This window comes from Giesbergeria anulus, from assembly GCF_900111115.1.
In the GTDB taxonomy this organism is placed as follows: Bacteria; Pseudomonadota; Gammaproteobacteria; order Burkholderiales; family Burkholderiaceae_C; genus Simplicispira; species Simplicispira anulus.
Window position 1 is genome coordinate 42,271 of sequence record NZ_FOGD01000002.1, and the last position, 15,985, is coordinate 58,255.

10 protein-coding genes and 3 tRNA genes are annotated in these 15,985 nt (G+C 57.7%); 7 read left to right on the forward strand and 6 right to left on the reverse strand.

The genetic code is table 11. From position 1 onward, the window contains the following. Positions 1-16: 16 nt before the first annotated feature. The 5 genes from BMX55_RS04095 to BMX55_RS04115 all read left to right on the forward strand — a co-directional run bounded on the left by BMX55_RS04095 (position 17) and on the right by BMX55_RS04115 (position 3,022). On the forward strand, positions 17-1,225 hold the full coding sequence (locus tag BMX55_RS04095) for an O-succinylhomoserine sulfhydrylase (RefSeq protein ID WP_091453341.1): 1,209 nt from the start codon (positions 17-19) through the stop codon (positions 1,223-1,225). Continuing rightward, positions 1,225-2,649: a glutamate--tRNA ligase gene (gene gltX / locus BMX55_RS04100; RefSeq protein ID WP_091453344.1), complete on the forward strand. Its 1,425-nt coding sequence runs from the start codon at positions 1,225-1,227 to the stop codon at positions 2,647-2,649. The genes BMX55_RS04095 and gltX overlap by 1 nt, the downstream gene beginning before the upstream one ends. A 63-nt stretch (positions 2,650-2,712) precedes the next feature. Then, positions 2,713-2,788 (forward strand) — tRNA-Ala (locus tag BMX55_RS04105). A gap of 31 nt (positions 2,789-2,819) precedes the next feature. Further along, positions 2,820-2,895, forward strand: a tRNA-Glu gene (locus BMX55_RS04110). Positions 2,896-2,945: 50 nt separating this feature from the next. Beyond that, positions 2,946-3,022: transfer RNA gene (locus tag BMX55_RS04115), tRNA-Asp, on the forward strand. 113 nt (positions 3,023-3,135) lie between these two features. Here the strand turns inward: BMX55_RS04115 and BMX55_RS04120 are convergent. The 5 genes from BMX55_RS04120 to ettA all read right to left on the reverse strand — a co-directional run bounded on the left by BMX55_RS04120 (position 3,136) and on the right by ettA (position 9,717). Beyond that, entirely contained in the window at positions 3,136-3,897 is a 762-nt protein-coding gene (locus BMX55_RS04120) for a 3-hydroxyacyl-CoA dehydrogenase (RefSeq protein ID WP_091453347.1), read from the reverse strand. 128 nt (positions 3,898-4,025) lie between these two features. After that, positions 4,026-5,078: an extracellular solute-binding protein gene (locus tag BMX55_RS04125; protein ID WP_091453351.1), complete on the reverse strand. Its 1,053-nt coding sequence runs from the start codon at positions 5,076-5,078 to the stop codon at positions 4,026-4,028. 168 nt (positions 5,079-5,246) lie between these two features. After that, a complete protein-coding gene (locus BMX55_RS04130) occupies positions 5,247-5,795 on the reverse strand; it encodes a phasin family protein (protein WP_091453354.1) in 549 nt (182 codons plus the stop codon). A 203-nt stretch (positions 5,796-5,998) separates the two neighbouring features. Further along, on the reverse strand, positions 5,999-8,008 hold the full coding sequence (locus tag BMX55_RS04135; RefSeq protein ID WP_091453357.1) for a DUF1631 family protein: 2,010 nt from the start codon (positions 8,006-8,008) through the stop codon (positions 5,999-6,001). A gap of 47 nt (positions 8,009-8,055) precedes the next feature. Beyond that, the gene (ettA, locus tag BMX55_RS04140; protein ID WP_091453360.1) at positions 8,056-9,717 is read right to left on the reverse strand and encodes an energy-dependent translational throttle protein EttA; all 1,662 of its coding nucleotides are present in this window, start codon (positions 9,715-9,717) and stop codon (positions 8,056-8,058) included. Positions 9,718-9,963: 246 nt separating this feature from the next. Here ettA and BMX55_RS04145 point away from each other — a divergent pair, with 246 nt between their 5' ends. Continuing rightward, positions 9,964-11,721, forward strand: a complete 1,758-nt coding sequence (locus BMX55_RS04145; protein ID WP_091453363.1) for a DEAD/DEAH box helicase — start codon at positions 9,964-9,966, stop codon at positions 11,719-11,721. Between the two features lie 144 nt (positions 11,722-11,865). Beyond that, positions 11,866-13,623 (forward strand): M14 family metallopeptidase, encoded by a 1,758-nt coding sequence (locus BMX55_RS04150; protein ID WP_245751271.1) that lies wholly within the window; start codon positions 11,866-11,868, stop codon positions 13,621-13,623. A gap of 63 nt (positions 13,624-13,686) precedes the next feature. Here the strand turns inward: BMX55_RS04150 and BMX55_RS04155 are convergent, their stop codons facing one another. After that, entirely contained in the window at positions 13,687-15,978 is a 2,292-nt protein-coding gene (locus BMX55_RS04155) for an arginine/lysine/ornithine decarboxylase (RefSeq protein WP_091454785.1), read from the reverse strand. Positions 15,979-15,985: the final 7 nt, after the last annotated feature.

The following is a 15,985-nucleotide window of genomic DNA, read 5'->3' on the forward strand; positions in this document are numbered from 1 at the left end:
CCCTCAGGCCCTGAAAATGACTCCAGAATTACTCGCTACCCTGCACCCCGACACCCTAGCCGTGCGCCAAGCCATGCCGCGTAGCGCCTACGGTGAGCACTCCGAGGCGCTCTACCTGACCAGCAGTTTTGTCCAGCCCGATGCGGCCACGGCAGCACGCCGCTTTGCTGGCGAAGAAGAAGGCTATACCTACTCACGCACCTCCAATCCCACCGTCAGCAGCTTTGAGCGCCGTTTGGCCGCCCTAGAGGGCACCGAAAGCGCGATTGGCACCGCCAGCGGTATGTCAGCCATCTTGCTGATGTGCATGGCCCTGCTCAAGGCGGGCGACCATGTCATTTGCTCGCAATCCATGTTTGGCTCCACCCTCAACCTGATTGGCAAGGAGCTAGCCCGCTTTGGGGTGCAATCGAGCTTTGTGGCCCAAACCGACGCCACCGCTTGGCAAGCCGCCCTGCGGCCCGAAACCCGGCTGATGTTTGCCGAAACCCCCACCAATCCCCTGACGGATTTGTGCGACATCCAAGCCTTGGCCGATATTGCCCATGCCGCTGGAGTCTTTCTGGCGGTAGACAACTGCTTTGCCTCTCCGGCCTTGCAGCAGCCTGCTAAGCTGGGGGCTGATTTGGTCATCCACTCTGGCACCAAATTCTTGGACGGCCAAGGCCGGGTCATGGCCGGTGCCGTCTGTGGCCCCCGTGCATTGATTGATGACAAGCTGGCCCCACTGATCCGCAGTGCGGGCATGAACCTGTCACCGTTCAATGCATGGGTGGTGCTCAAGGGCATGGAGACCCTGTCTTTGCGCGTCAAGGCGCAAAGTGCCAACGCGCTGGCGCTGGCCCAGTGGCTAGAACAGCAGCCCCAAGTCGCGCGGGTGTATTACCCCGGACTGGCTTCGCATCCACAACACGATTTGGCCATGCGCCAGCAATCGGGTTTAGGCGGTGCCGTACTCTCGTTTGATGTGCGCGCCAATAGCCCCGAAGAAGGCCGCACCCGCGCCTTCCATGTGATTGACCACACCCAAGTGTGCAGCATCACCGCCAATTTAGGTGACACCAAAACCACCATCACCCACCCCGCCAGCACCTCGCATGGCCGCTTGACCGAAGCCCAACGCCAAGCGGCGGGCTTAGGCCAAGGGCTGATCCGCGTGGCCGTGGGCCTAGAACATATTGACGACTTAAAAGCCGACCTCGCACGCGGCCTGGACACCCTGTAATGACTGAGCAAAATCTCTCTACCCCCGCCCGTGTGCGTACCCGCTTTGCGCCCTCGCCCACCGGCTTTATCCACTTGGGCAATATCCGCTCGGCCCTGTACCCTTGGGCCTTTGCCCGTGCCACCGGCGGCGATTTCATCCTGCGCATTGAAGACACCGATTTAGAGCGCTCAAGCCAAGCAGCGGTCGATGTCATTCTGGAGGGCATGGACTGGTTGGGCATGAACCCCGACGAAGGCCCGTTCTACCAAATGCAGCGCATGGCGCGCTACAAAGAAGTGCTGGCCCAATTGCAAGCTGCCGGTCATGTTTACCCTTGCTACACAAGTGTGGCCGAGCTAGACGCCCTGCGCGAACGCCAAATGGCCGCCAAAGAAAAACCCCGCTACAACGGCACATGGCGGCCAGAACCGGGCAAAGTGCTCCCCCCAGTGCCTGAAGGCGTGCAGCCAGTGTTGCGCTTCAAAAACCCGCAAGAAGGCGTCGTGGCTTGGGACGACAAGGTCAAGGGCCGCATTGAAATCCGCAACGATGAGTTGGATGATCTGGTCATTGCCCGCCCCGACGGCACCCCCACCTACAACTTCTGCGTGGTCGTAGACGATATGGACATGGCTATCACCCATGTTATTCGGGGCGATGACCACGTCAACAACACGCCGCGCCAGATCAACATCTTCAAAGCCTTGGGCAAAGAGCAGCCGGTCTATGCCCACCTGCCCACCGTGCTCAATGAGCAGGGCGAGAAGATGAGCAAGCGCAACGGTGCCAAGCCCGTCACGCAATACCGCGATGAAGGCTACCTGCCCGAGGCCATGATCAACTATCTGGCCCGCTTGGGCTGGAGCCACGGTGATGATGAAATTTTCAGCCGCCAACAATTCCTAGAGTGGTTCGATCTGGATCATTTGGGCCGCAGCGCTGCCCAGTTTGACGAGGCCAAGCTGCGCTGGGTCAACGCCCAACACCTTAAAGCGATGAGCGATGAGGCACTGGCCGCTTTGGTGGCACCACAACTCGAAAAGCGCGGCATCGCTGCTGCCGATCTGGCCGATGGCCGCCTGCCACGCATCTGCGCCCTGTTCAAAGACCGCTGCGACACCACCGTCGCCTTGGCAGATTGGGCCTATGTCTTCTATGCAGATGCCATCAGCCCCAGCGCCGAAGAGTTGGAAAAGCACGTCACTGGCGCCATTGCCCCCGCTTTGGATGCCTTAGCTGCCGCCTTCCAGTCCTGCGATTGGGAAAAATCAGCCATTGCCGCCACTTTCAAGCAGGTACTGACGGCGCAAGGGCTTAAAATGCCGCAACTGGCCATGCCGGTGCGCGTGTTAACGGTGGGCACAGCCCACACTCCTTCCGTTGATGCCGTGCTTGAATTGGTCGGAAAAGAAAAAGTTTTGGCACGTTTGCAAAAACGCTAAAAAATCGTTCTATAATTCAAGTCTCAGTTAAACAGCAGCAAGCAAATGTTTGTTGCTAGATGTGGGGGTATAGCTCAGCTGGGAGAGCGCTTGCATGGCATGCAAGAGGTCAGCAGTTCGATCCTGCTTATCTCCACCAAGTTTTTCTGCCGGATTAGTTCCAAGGTTTTGACCCTATCGTCTAGAGGCCTAGGACATCACCCTTTCACGGTGAGTACCGGGGTTCGAATCCCCGTAGGGTCGCCAAGTTATAGCGCTTGGCTTGCAGTCATACTGTAAGTAAAAGCTATCTACCAGGAGTGGTAGTTCAGTTGGTTAGAATACCGGCCTGTCACGCCGGGGGTCGCGGGTTCGAGTCCCGTCCACTCCGCCAAAATTCAAAGCCCTATCAGTTCGCTGGTAGGGCTTTTTGGTTTTCTAATCCACCCCTATCGTGCAATCTCCCCTGTGGTGTTCTGCCCCACAGGGGATTGCTTTTGTCTGTGCTTAACGTGGAGGCATACGAATAGCACCATCCAAGCGAATCACTTCGCCGTTGAGCATATCGTTGTCCAAAATATGCCGTACCAGCTTGGCGTAATCCTGCGGTGTACCCAAGCGGCTAGGGAAAGGCACACCAGCGGCCAAGCTGTCTTGCACCGCTTGGGGCATACCAAAAATCATCGGGGTGCCAAAAATGCCGGGGGCAATGGTCATGTTGCGAATGCCATTGCGCGCCAAATCGCGTGCAATGGGCAAAGTCATGCCGACAATACCACCCTTGGAGGCACTATAAGCTGCTTGGCCCATTTGACCATCGTAGGCCGCAATGCTGGCGGTCGAAATCAACACACCACGCTCGCCGGTGCTGGCGGTAGGCTCGTTCTGGCACATGGCTTCGGCAGCCAAGCGCAGCATGTTAAAAGTGCCGATCAGGTTGATTTGGATGGTTTTGCTAAACCCTGCCAAGCTGTGCGCACCTTGTTTGCCCACCATTTTTTCCGCTGGAGCCACGCCTGCACAGTTGACCAAACCCGACAAACGCCCCAGTGCCACCGCTTGAGCCACCACCGCCTGAGCGTCAGCCTCTTGGCTCACATCACAGCGCACAAAGGTAGCGCCAAGCTCTTGGGCCAGTGCTTGGCCTTTTTCGGTTTGCACATCGGCAATCACTACCTTGCCACCTTGTTCGGCCAGCATGCGGACGGTGCCTTCACCCAACCCAGATGCACCGCCCGTGACAATAAAAACGTTGTTCTTGATTTCCACAGTTTGTCTCCTTGATTTAACGTTGACGTAAACGTAAATTATGCCCTGCTGCGATACCCAGCCCGGCACAGATGCAAAAAAGCCCGGACAAGCCGGGCTAGGATCAAGACGAGCAAGGGTCGCGCTATTTATGGAAAGCCCACACGGTCAAGCATTTGCTGCACTTTACCCATATTGGCACCCACCGCACTGATCGGGATGGTTTCGCTTTTGAACGGCACGCCACCGGTCATGGCCTTAAGGGCCGAATTTTCTACCTGAACACCTTTGGCAGCTGGCCACTCATTGTTGCCATTGGCAAAATAGTTTTGCGCTTCTGGACTGGCTAAGTATTCAAGAAATTTGACAGCGTTGGCTTGGTTTTTAGCATAACGTGCCACTGCACCACCCGCAATGTTCAGATGTGTGCCCCAAGTTTGCTGGTTTGGAAACACCACCCCCACCTTGTTGGCGATGGTCACTTCTTCGGGCTTGCTAGAACGCAGCAGGCGGGCCAGATAGTAGCTGTTGGTGACTGCAATGTCGCACTCTCCAGAGGCCACGGCTTTGATCTGATCGGTATCGCCCCCTTTGGGCGGACGCGCCAAGTTGGCTACCACACCCTTGAGCCAGGTCTCGGTGGCCTGTTCTCCCAAGTGTTCTAGCATAGAACCAAACAGGCTCAGGTTGTAGGGGTGGGAACCAGAGCGAATACACAGCTTACCCTTGTTCTTCGGGCTGGCCAGTTCTTCATAGGTATCTACATCGCTTTTTTGTACCTTGACCTTGTTATAAACGATCAGGCGAGCGCGGGTGGACAACCCAAACCAAGCAGTGCCACCATCGGCACTGGGCTGGCTGCGCAGAGTAGCTGGAATCAACTCCTCTAGCGTTTTGGATTTGATGGGCTTGAACAGCCCATCGACTTCACCACGGTACAGGCGGGCTGCATCAACCAGCAAAATCACATCGGCGGGGGAGGCACTACCTTCTGCCTTTAAGCGCGCCAAGATGCCAGTATCGTCGGCATCCACCCGGTTGATCTTGATGCCTGTGGCTTTAGTGAAGCCAGTATAGAGTGCTTCATCCGTGCTGTAGTGGCGGGCCGAGTACAGGTTGAGCACCTGTTCTTGGGCTTGTGCAACGCCAGTAGCCATCAAGGCAAAACAAGCCGTTGCCACCGCAGAAAAAATGTGTCGCATTGGAAGATCGTGTAGATAGAAGATAGTCCATCATATCGAAAACGCGAACCATTCGCAATAAGTGGCAGACAAAAAAGAAGCCCAGTAACGACTGGGCTTAAAGGACTCCAAGAACCGATGTCGAGAAGCCCAAGGAGACAACAGGGCCGAAGCGAATGTCTGGAAAAATTAACGCTTGCGCGGCGTGGCCGACTTGGCAGCATCAATAGCCGAGGCAGTCACAGCATTGAAATTGGCTTCTGCCGCTTCAGAGGCTTGCTTGACCGCCTTTTGCACCGATTCCAAGGCATTGGTGGCCGCAGAGATGGCGTTCTTAACCACGGCGACCGCAGGCTCAGTACCAGCAGGGGCATTCTTGGTGGCGTTATCAACCAAGGTAGCAAAGTTCTGCTGTGCTTCTGCAGTTTGGGCTTCCAAGGTTTTGGTAAATTCAGCGTTGGTACCCGAAGCGATATCGTACAAATGACGGCTGTAGGCAGCAGCTTTTTCGGCCAAAGGCTGGAACAGGCCCGCTTGCAGCGCCAGCAACTCTTGTGCATCTTTGACGCTAAGCAACGCTTGGGAGTGGCTAGCAGCCTCATTCAAAGCAGCACGGGAGGCAGTAACATTGAGCTCCACGAGCTTTTCTACGCCTTCAAATGCTTTGCTGGTCAGGCCAAACAGGGTTTCAATGTTGGCCTTGTGGGCAGCCAGAATTTGTTCGTTGGTCAGCGACATGGAGTCTCCAAAAAATATGAATAAAAAGAGGGGAATAGGGGGCGCAGGGCCAAAAATATAGGCACCGCACTGCCTGCACCAGACAGACAAGCAGCTATGTTGCGACGCAGCATTCATTGCATTCTAGGCAAGGTGATTGCAAATGCAAGTGCTATTTTTGTATGATCTGTTACGAGATGATAGGTTTACATCTCGCCATGTTTTTACGGCGCTGGCAGTGGCCGTAAAGTGCCTTCGGTCAGTAAGCGATCACGGATACGCCGTGTCATAGATTGTGTGCTGCCGTCAGAGCCGGTAAACAAAAACAATGTGCCTTTGGGGCTGGCCCAAGTCAGCTGGGTACGCATCGCCTGTCGGTTGCTTTGCAACTCAAACCAGGTACCAATAGAAAAGTCCCCATGTGCGACGACCGCAGCCGCTGGCACTGGGTTCGGTATGGCTGCCAGTTCGGCGGGTATGCCGTGGGCCGACTCCAACTCAATATCCAATTCGATATCAACGTCTGGGCTCGCTTGCACTACAGGAGCTGGAGAACGGGCCACCATGCTGGCGTGGCTGGGCACAGGGGGCGAGGCACTGGCCAACGTTTGCCGATGGAGTTGTTGCAGTCTGGCCAGAAAGCGGTCTGTTTCTTGAGCAGGGTAGCCAAACCGTGTCAAACCGTGTTGCAAGGTGTGCAACATCTCAGGCACAGCTTGGGTGATTTGCCGACGCTCATCTATAGCAATGCCTGGCCGTACACTCCAAAATAGCAAAGGCACTAAAGCGAGGTAGCCATGCGGATCTCCATCTCTGCTATCGGGCTGTGCCAGTTGTGCTTTGGCAATCACTTGGGCCCAAGGGCCGGTGGCAAATTGCATGATGTCGGTGGGCACCAAGCCAATATTTGGCAGTTTGCGGATATTGGCCGCCACCTCTTGGCTCAGGCGCAGGCATGGGTTGGACCGCCCAACTGCGGTGGTTGGAGTCACTTGAGGCAGCTTGTCTTGCTGTGCCCATTGGGCATAAGTCTGCTCTAGGATTTGCAGTGCCGTGGCAAAGGGAGCTGATTGGCGCGTATCCTGCTGGGCCAGATAGAGATTAATGTGCTGGAGCAGTGCGATAAAACGGCTGCATGTTGGTGTGTTATCAGCCTCTAAGGTCAGGCTGCGTTCAGTGACTTCATCCAACAAACGCCGTGCCGGATGCTGGGGATTGCTAAAAAACGTGGAATCATGCCCTGCCAGTTGGCCAACCGCAGGTTCCATGCCCTGCAAAATCTGCCGCACAGCAGGGAGCAAACGACCATCTTGGGCGATGTTGTCCATCATCTGGGCCACTACCTGCGCAGCCTGCACAGCAGGATGGGGGGATGACATACCACTGGGTAGCTCCCAAGTGGGTGACAACGTACTGTAAGGCTCTGCACCGCCTTGCAGCAATTGATGGAGGATACTGGCAGTTAGTGCATCTTCTTGCGCTTGGGCTGCTTGTTCGTTCAGGCTGGCTTGGGCCAAGCCAGCACCGTGACTGCTGGGGCCATACTGGCTACTACCATAGCGGCTTGATGCCACGCTATAGCCCACAGGAACAATGCCTTGTTGGCGCAATATCTGGCTGGTTTGTTGGTACACCTCGCGCAAAGCCCCCCCCAGCGCGGGCAGCAGGTGCTGCATCCAAGTTTCGCGCACAGCGGCTGGCACATCGGCGCATTCTTTCAGTACCCGTTGCAAGGCGCGCAGATAATTTTCTGGCCGCAAAGGGTTGCGCTCGACCTGTACACGGGGCAATCCCTGCGCTGCACTGACCAAGGCGTTAAGCTCTGCCAGCACGGCATCAGTGGCATGGGTAACCTGCTCTTGGGCACACCGTAGCTCGACTTGGGCGTGGTGTTCTTTCTCATCAACCAAAGACAAGCTGTCGATGTTGAGTAGGGCGGCGCCGGATGACCGGGGTGGGGTTGAACCACTGCCGGGGATGCGATCCTGCGCGAAGCATTCGAGCAGGGCCAAAGGGTAAGCACGGTGCAGGGTAGCCTCGTGGGCTTGGAGCAGACACAAGGCATCACCCGCTTGCTGGCGGGCCGACGCACTGGCGCTGCTGCTTTGTGCCTGATCGCTCAGGCTTTGGCTGGCGGCAGCTAACAGCTGCGCTAGCAAGGCGGGGCTGTGCTGCACGGCCTCAAGAACACAGGCTTGGAGCACGGGCTGGGAGTTGAAAACGGGTACCGACATGGCGTGTCACAAACTCTCAGTCCGGGCTCCTGCGAGCAACAGAGGATTTACTTCAGTGCCTTGAAACGCATACGGTGGGGCCGTGCACCTTCATCGCCCAAGCGCTTTTTCTTGTCGGCTTCGTACTCTTGGTAGTTGCCATCAAAGAACGTCCATTGGCTGTCGCCTTCAGCGGCCAGAATGTGCGTAGCGATGCGATCCAAGAACCAGCGATCATGGCTGATAACCAGCACGGTGCCCGCAAACTCCAGCAGTGCGTCTTCAAGGGCGCGCAAGGTTTCAACGTCCAAGTCGTTGGAAGGCTCGTCCAGCAGCAGCACGTTGCCGCCTGCAATCAGGGTTTTGGCCAGATGCAAACGCCCGCGTTCACCACCCGACAACATACCCACCTTCTTTTGCTGGTCACCACCGTTGAAGTTGAAGCGGCCACAGTAGGCGCGGCTGGCCATCTGGAACTTGCCAACATTGAGAATGTCCAGACCGCCCGACACATCTTCCCAAACGGTTTTTTCGTTCTCTAGTACATCGCGGTGCTGATCGACGAAGGCCATTTTGACGGTAGCGCCCACCACCACCTCGCCGCTGTCGGGCTGCTCTTTGCCTGCCAGCAGCTTGAACAGAGTCGATTTACCGGCACCGTTGGGGCCGATGATGCCGACGATAGCACCCGCTGGGATGTTGAAGCTCAGGTTGTCAATCAGCAGGCGGTCACCGAAGGACTTGCTGACGTTGTGGAACTCAAACACCTGATTGCCCAAACGATCGGCCACAGGAATAAAAATTTCCTGGGTTTCGTTGCGCTTTTGGTATTCAAAATCGCTCAATTCTTCAAAGCGGGCCAGACGGGATTTGCTCTTGGCTTGGCGGGCCTTGGGGTTCTGACGCACCCAGTCAAGCTCTTTCTTGAGGGCTTTGGCACGGGCTTCTTCGCCTTTTTGTTCGGACTCAAGGCGCGACTGCTTGCCTTCGAGCCAAGTGCTGTAGTTGCCCTTCCAAGGGATGCCGTGGCCCCGGTCAAGCTCCAAAATCCACTCGGCGGCGTTGTCGAGGAAGTAGCGATCGTGGGTAATAGCCACCACGGTGCCGGAAAAACGCTTGAGAAACTGCTCCAGCCAATCGACCGACTCAGCGTCCAAGTGGTTGGTTGGCTCATCGAGCAGCAGCATGTCGGGCTTGGACAGCAGCAAACGGCACAGCGCAATACGACGCTTTTCACCGCCCGAGAGTACGCCCACTTTGGCATCCCACGGTGGCAGGCGCAGGGCGTCGGCGGCAATTTCTAGTTGGTGCTCAGAATCGGTGCCTGCGGTGGCGATGATGGCTTCGAGGCGGGCTTGCTCGGCAGCTAGAGCGTCAAAGTCGGCATCTTCTTCACCGTAGGCGGCATAGACTTCTTCGAGCTTGGCTTTGGCGGCAAACACCTCGCCCATCGCCTCTTCTACGCTCTCGCGCACCGTGTGCTCAGGGTTGAGCTGCGGCTCTTGCGGCAGATAACCGATTTTCAGGCCCGCCATAGGGATGGCTTCGCCCTCGATTTCCTTGTCTACGCCCGCCATGATCTTGAGCAAGGTAGATTTGCCCGAGCCGTTGAGGCCCAGCACGCCAATTTTGGCACCGGGAAAGAAGGACAACGAGATGTCTTTCAAGATCTGCCGCTTGGGCGGCACGGTCTTGCTGACATGGTTCATGGAATAGACGTATTGGGCCATCGGTACTGGTTGGGTCTAAAAAAAGGGGCAGAAGCTTCTGCGAATAAGCCTCCATTATCGGCCCATGCGACAATAGCCGCCGTTGCGCACTCCAGTTGTGGGCAATATCAGCAGTTTGCTGGGGACGACGCAAGCCATTGCCGGCTCCCACCCTTGAACCTCATTGGCCTAAAACACTGGCTCGGCAGCTCTTAGGTTGCCACGACAGGCCGATACCCGGCGCCCGGATGGGCGCGTCTGACATCCATGACATTTGACGAATTGAATCTGGCCCCGGCCATTCTGAAGGCCGTACACGAACAAGGCTACGATACCCCCACGCCTATTCAGGCCCAGGCTATCCCCGCTGTACTGGCTGGGCACGATCTGCTGGCAGGTGCCCAAACCGGCACCGGCAAGACGGCGGCTTTTACCCTGCCCCTGCTGCACCGCCTGTCGCTATCGAGCGCACCCAAGAGCAAGTTTGGCAACAAGGGCGTGCGCGCCTTGGTGCTCACACCCACCCGTGAGCTGGCCGCGCAAGTGGAAGAATCGGTGCGCCAATATGGCAAGTACCTCGACCTCAACTCCACCGTGGTTTTTGGTGGCGTGGGCATGAACCCACAGATTGACCGCATCAAGCGTGGTGTGGATGTGCTGGTAGCCACCCCAGGGCGTTTGCTCGATTTGCAGCAACAGGGCTTTTTGGATTTGTCCACAGTCGAAGTGCTGGTGCTGGACGAAGCCGACCGCATGCTCGACATGGGCTTTATCCACGATGTGAAGAAAATTTTGGCACTGGTGCCCAAAGAAAAGCAAAGCCTGCTGTTCTCGGCCACCTTCAGCGATGAAATCCGCGAACTGGCCGCCACGCTGCTCAAAGACCCGCAAAGCATCCAAGTGACACCGCGCAACACCACCGTGCAGCGCATCTCGCAAGTGATTCACCCAGTAGGCCGGGGCAAGAAAAAGCAAGCGCTGCTGCACATCATCCAGCAAAACAACTGGAGCCAAGTGCTGGTGTTCACCCGTACCAAATTTGGTGCCAACAATGTGGCCGAGTTTTTGACTAAGCACAATGTGCAAGCGATGGCACTGCACGGCAACAAGAGCCAAAGTGCGCGCACGCAGGCGCTGGCAGGCTTCAAGAGCGGCGACATCCGCGCCTTGGTGGCCACCGACATTGCCGCGCGCGGTATCGACATTGACGATCTGCCACACGTCGTTAACTACGAAATCCCCAACGTGGCCGAAGATTACGTCCACCGCATTGGCCGCACGGGCCGTGCTGGTGCCAGCGGTGAAGCCGTGAGCTTGGTCTGCATGGACGAAGAAGGCTTCATGATGGACATTGAGCGCTTTACCAAACAAACCATTCCCGTGCAGGTGGTGGATGGCTTTGGCCCTGAAGAAGATGAAAAAGCCGAACCCATTGCTATGGGCCGCCAAACCATTTGGGGCGGCGCAGGCAAGCCCCCCAGCCGCGACGTGATGCAAGCCGCAGCCAAGGCGGCACGCGGCGAGATGATGGAGCGTATGCGGGCTGGTAAAACCGGGCAGGGCGAGCGTGCCGCTGGCGGCAAAGCGGGCGGCGGCGGTGGAGGCAATGGTGGTAGCGGCCCCCGTGGCGGCGGTAATGCGGGCGGCGGTGGTCGTGGCGGCCCGCGCAATGCAGCCGCAGGGCATCCGGCGGGCGGTGGAGCGGGCGCGCGTGGCCCAGCACCGGGCCGTGGTCGTCCCGGTGGAGGCAACCGATTTAACAGCGACGCCCAGCCCCCACGTGAAAATGCCCACTTGGGCACCCACGGCGGTCACAGTATGCCGTCTAGCCGGAGTGCGGGTGGCTCAGGTCAACCCGACCCGATGCGCACCAGCGTCGATAGCATGTTAGATCGTGGACGCCGGGGCGGTGGTTTCCGCAGCGGTGGTGGCGGTGGTGGTTACGCCGGTGGCGGTCGTGGTGGTTCGCGCAGTGGCGGTGGTGGTGCTGGCGGCGGTTCACGCGGCGGCTCTTTCAACCGTTAAGGCCAGTGTAGAGGGGTGAGGTGGCCTCTCTTACTGCGGTTAGGGCGGCGGTGCGGTAGTAATATCACGCTGCCATTTCTGGCCCCATTTGCTTGGCGGCTTTTGCAACCCCTTGCCTGTAATACACACACCATGACCTTGCCGATGCCTCCTCGCCTCCAATGGCTGCACAATCGCTCTATGGGTGCAACTGCCGGGCGTTGGCGTAGCAGCGGTGCTTCTTTGCTGCTAGCCACCCTGCTGACGGGTTGCGCCACCACACCGCTGCCGCCGTGGCCCAATCCCTTTAAGCCCTCGGCCACCAAGCTGCCACCACCGCTGTATTCAGGGGCTACCCCTATGGCGTCTGTGAGACCTTTGTTGCCCTCAGAGGCAGTATCGCCTCGCACCACAGTAGTGGCAAGCCCCGAAGAGGCCAAAGTTGCGGCACACTTTCCCGATCCTGCCCAGCGCTACCATACCCCCGGCTTGGCTGCGCAGCGCGAAACTTTTACCAGCAATGCCGAATTAGCGCAGTGGCTGCGGGCGCTTGCGGGGGCCTCCTTGTCGGGGGGCACCCAAACCACCTTATTGACCCCCGGTGCCTCGCAGCGTGGCGAGCCTGTCCATGCCTTGGTGCTCACCCGCGCTTCGGGCACCGACCCCGACACGCTGGTGGCCAGCAAACGGCCCACAGTGTTGCTGATCGGCCAACAACATGGCGATGAGCCTGCCAGCAGCGAAGCCTTATTGGTCTTGGCACAAGAGCTGGCTTATGGCCAATTGGCACCGCTACTAGACAAAATCAATGTGCTAATCGTGCCACGGGCCAACCCCGATGGTGCCGATTCTGGCAGCCGGGCCACCGCCAATGGTGTCGATTTAAACCACGATCACCTATTGCTACAAACGCCCGAAGCACGGGCGCTGGCGGTGCTGGTGCGGGACTTCCGGCCCACCTTGGTGCTCGATGCCCACGAATACAACCCGGCAGGCGATTATTTAGCACAATGGAGCGCTTTGGCTTACGACGATGTGCTGCTGCAATACGCTAATGCTGCCGGCACCCCCGAATTTCTCTCCAAAGCGGCCCGCGAGTGGTACTACCCGGCGCAGGTCAGTGCCTTACAGGCCCAAGCCCTGCGCAGTGACTGGTACCACAAGCCCACCACACAGGGTCAAGAGGCCCGGATGGTTATGGGGGCCACCACCCCCGACAATAGCCGCAACGCCAACGGACTCAAGCACGCCGTCAGTGCCGTGGTGGTAACGCGTGGTGTGGGTTTGGGGCGGGCGCATGTGCAGCGTCGGGTTCATGCCCAAGTGACGGCTATCAGCAGCGCCTTGCGCACCACGGCAGAGCGGGCAGCCAGCCTAGAGCAGGTGCGCTCGTTTGTCGTGCGCGACAGCATGGCGCAAGCCTGCCGTGACCGCATCGTGCTAGAGACCGCCACAGTGCCAGAAAACCGTGATATCTCTTTGCTAGAGCCTGCCACTGGGGCGGTACGTACACAGCGTGTCAGTTGGGAGTCGACTTTGCAGCCGCGTGCTGTACAAACGCGGGCGCGGCCCTGCGGTTACTGGCTGGCCCCCAGTGCAGCAGACGCTGTAGAGCGTTTGCGCCTGCTGGGCGTGCAGGTGCTGCGCGTGGCCGAGCCGGGGGGTGTGGTGGCTGAGACTTTTAGCGCCACTGGCGATGGGGCAGCTCCCGAACCCAAGCCGATTACGCTAGTACGTGCGGCATTGGATATACCTACAGGCAGCTACTACGTCTCACTCAGCCAGCCCTTAGCCAATTTGGTGTCTGCGGCACTAGAGCCTGATACCCACTACAGCTATTTTGCCCACCAGTTGATTGGTGGGCTGCCAGAGGTGGCGCGGGTCGTGGCCCGACCCACTCTGGTGTTTGAAGAAGCCGAATAGCAGCGCCAGCAGCTTCTGCGCTCCAGTACCCTACCTGATGGCGGGGTGCTGGAGGTTAAGCGTTTAGGGCTGCTTGGCCACGCAATCGGCGTAGTAGCGCACCACGCCTTCGCTGTCTTCCACTTCTACCAAGCCGTGGATATCGGTCTCAAAGCCGGGGCAAATTTTGGCAAACTCACGGGCAAACTTGAGGTAATCGACAATTTTCTTGTTGAACACTTCGCCCGGAATCAGCAGCGGAATGCCCGGTGGGTAAGGCGTGACCAAACCCACGGTAATGCGCCCTTCCAAATCATCAATGGCCACGCGCTCGGTGGTGCGGTGGGCAATGTGGGCATAAGCATCCGAGGGCTTCATGGCGGGCTTGAGATCCGAGAGGTACATCTCGGTGGTCAGGCGGGCAATGTCGTACTTGGCGTACATCTCGTGCACATGCTGGCACAAATCACGCAAACCCATGCGCTCATACACTTTGTGCTGCTGGCAGAACTCCGGCAGGATGCGCCACATGGGCTGGTTCTTTTCGTAATCGTCCTTGAACTGTTGCAAGGCGGTGAGCATAGTGTTCCAACGGCCCTTGGTGATGCCGATGGTAAACATGATGAAGAACGAATAGAGGCCGGTTTTTTCAACCACCACGCCATGCTCGGCTAGATACTTGGTGACGATAGAGGCCGGAATGCCGGTTTTATCAAACTCGCCATCGAGGTTCAGGCCCGGCGTGACGATGGTCGATTTGATCGGGTCGAGCATGTTAAAGCCATCGGCCAGCGCGCCAAAACCATGCCACTTGCTGTCGTTCTTTTTGCCTTTGCCCTTGCTATCGCTGCGGATGATCCAGTTTTCGGCGCGGCCAATGCCCTCCTCGACCAGCTTTTCTGGCCCCCAGACCTTAAACCACCAGTCGTTTTTGCCAAACTCCTCTTCAATTTGGCGCATGGCACGGCGGAAATCCAACGCTTCCAAAATGCTCTCTTCCACCAGCGCCGTGCCGCCGGGCGGCTCCATCATGGCAGCGGCCACATCGCAACTGGCAATGATGCTGTACTGCGGGCTGGTGCTGGTGTGCATCAGATAGGCCTCGTTGAACAAGTGCCGATCCAGCGGAGTCGATTGGGAATCTTGCACCAGCACATGGCTGGCTTGACTGATACCAGCCAACAGCTTGTGGATGGACTGCGTGGCATACACCACCGAATGCTTGGGGCGCGCACGCTTTTTGCCCATCGCGTGGTAGCTGCCATAAAACGGGTGGAAAGCAGCGTGCGGCAACCAAGCCTCGTCAAAGTGCAGGTTGTCCACATAGCCATCAAGCATCCCCTTGATGGTCTCGGTGTTGTAGAGCACGCCGTCGTAGGTAGATTGCGTGAGCGTCAGCACACGCGGCCTGACCTTGCTGGCATCCACACCTTGGAGCAAGGGGTTGGCGCGAATTTTCTCTTGGATGGTTTCTGGCGCAAACTCGCTTTGCGGAATCGGGCCAATGATGCCAAAGTGGTTGCGCGTGGGCTTGAGGAACACCGGAATCGCGCCCGTCATGATGATACTGTGCAGCACCGACTTGTGGCAGTTGCGATCCACCACCACCACATCGCCCGGTGCCACGGTGTGGTGCCAAACGATCTTATTGGAGGTAGAGGTGCCGTTGGTGACGAAGAAGCAGTGGTCGGCATTAAAAATGCGCGCTGCATTGCGCTCTGACTCGCCAATAGCGCCGTTGTGGTCTAGCAGTTGGCCCAGTTCTTCTACGGCGTTGCACACGTCGGCGCGCAGCATATTCTCGCCATAAAACTGGTGATACATCTGGCCTACTGGGCTTTTCAAGAAGGCGACGCCGCCGGAGTGGCCGGGGCAGTGCCAAGAATAAGAGCCGTCTTCGGCGTAGTCCAGCAGCGCCTTAAAGAACGGTGGCTGCACGCCCTCCAGATAGCTTTTGGCCTCGCGGATGATGTGCTTAGCCACGAACTCCGGCGTATCCTCAAACATGTGGATAAAGCCGTGCAGCTCGCGCAGAATGTCGTTGGGCAGGTGGCGGCTAGTTTTGGTCTCGCCATGCACATAGATGGGTACATCGGCGTTCTTGCGCCGCACTTCGCCAATAAAGTTGCGCAGGCTCAGCACAATCGGATCAAGGCCAGAGCCTAAGGTAAATTCTTCATCGTCTATCGACAAAATAAAGGCACTGGCACGGCTTTGCTGCTGGGCAAACTGGCTCAAGTCGCCATAGCTGGTCACGCCCAGCACTTCAAACCCTTCAGACTCGATAGCTTGGGCCAGCGCACGGATGCCCAAACCCGAAGTATTCTCCGAACGGTAGTCTTCATCGATGATGATGATGGGAAAGCGAAATTTCATGGGCAAC

Coding starts and splice junctions, on each gene's coding strand:
- BMX55_RS04095 (WP_091453341.1), top strand. CDS start 17: ATGACTCCAGAATTACTCGCTACCCTGCACCCCGACACCCTAGCCGTG.
- gltX (WP_091453344.1), top strand. CDS start 1,225: ATGACTGAGCAAAATCTCTCTACCCCCGCCCGTGTGCGTACCCGCTTT.
- BMX55_RS04125 (WP_091453351.1), bottom strand. CDS start 5,078: ATGCGACACATTTTTTCTGCGGTGGCAACGGCTTGTTTTGCCTTGATG.
- BMX55_RS04130 (WP_091453354.1), bottom strand. CDS start 5,795: ATGTCGCTGACCAACGAACAAATTCTGGCTGCCCACAAGGCCAACATT.
- BMX55_RS04135 (WP_091453357.1), bottom strand. CDS start 8,008: ATGTCGGTACCCGTTTTCAACTCCCAGCCCGTGCTCCAAGCCTGTGTT.
- ettA (WP_091453360.1), bottom strand. CDS start 9,717: ATGGCCCAATACGTCTATTCCATGAACCATGTCAGCAAGACCGTGCCG.
- BMX55_RS04145 (WP_091453363.1), top strand. CDS start 9,964: ATGACATTTGACGAATTGAATCTGGCCCCGGCCATTCTGAAGGCCGTA.
- BMX55_RS04150 (WP_245751271.1), top strand. CDS start 11,866: ATGCCTCCTCGCCTCCAATGGCTGCACAATCGCTCTATGGGTGCAACT.
- BMX55_RS04155 (WP_091454785.1), bottom strand. CDS start 15,978: ATGAAATTTCGCTTTCCCATCATCATCATCGATGAAGACTACCGTTCG.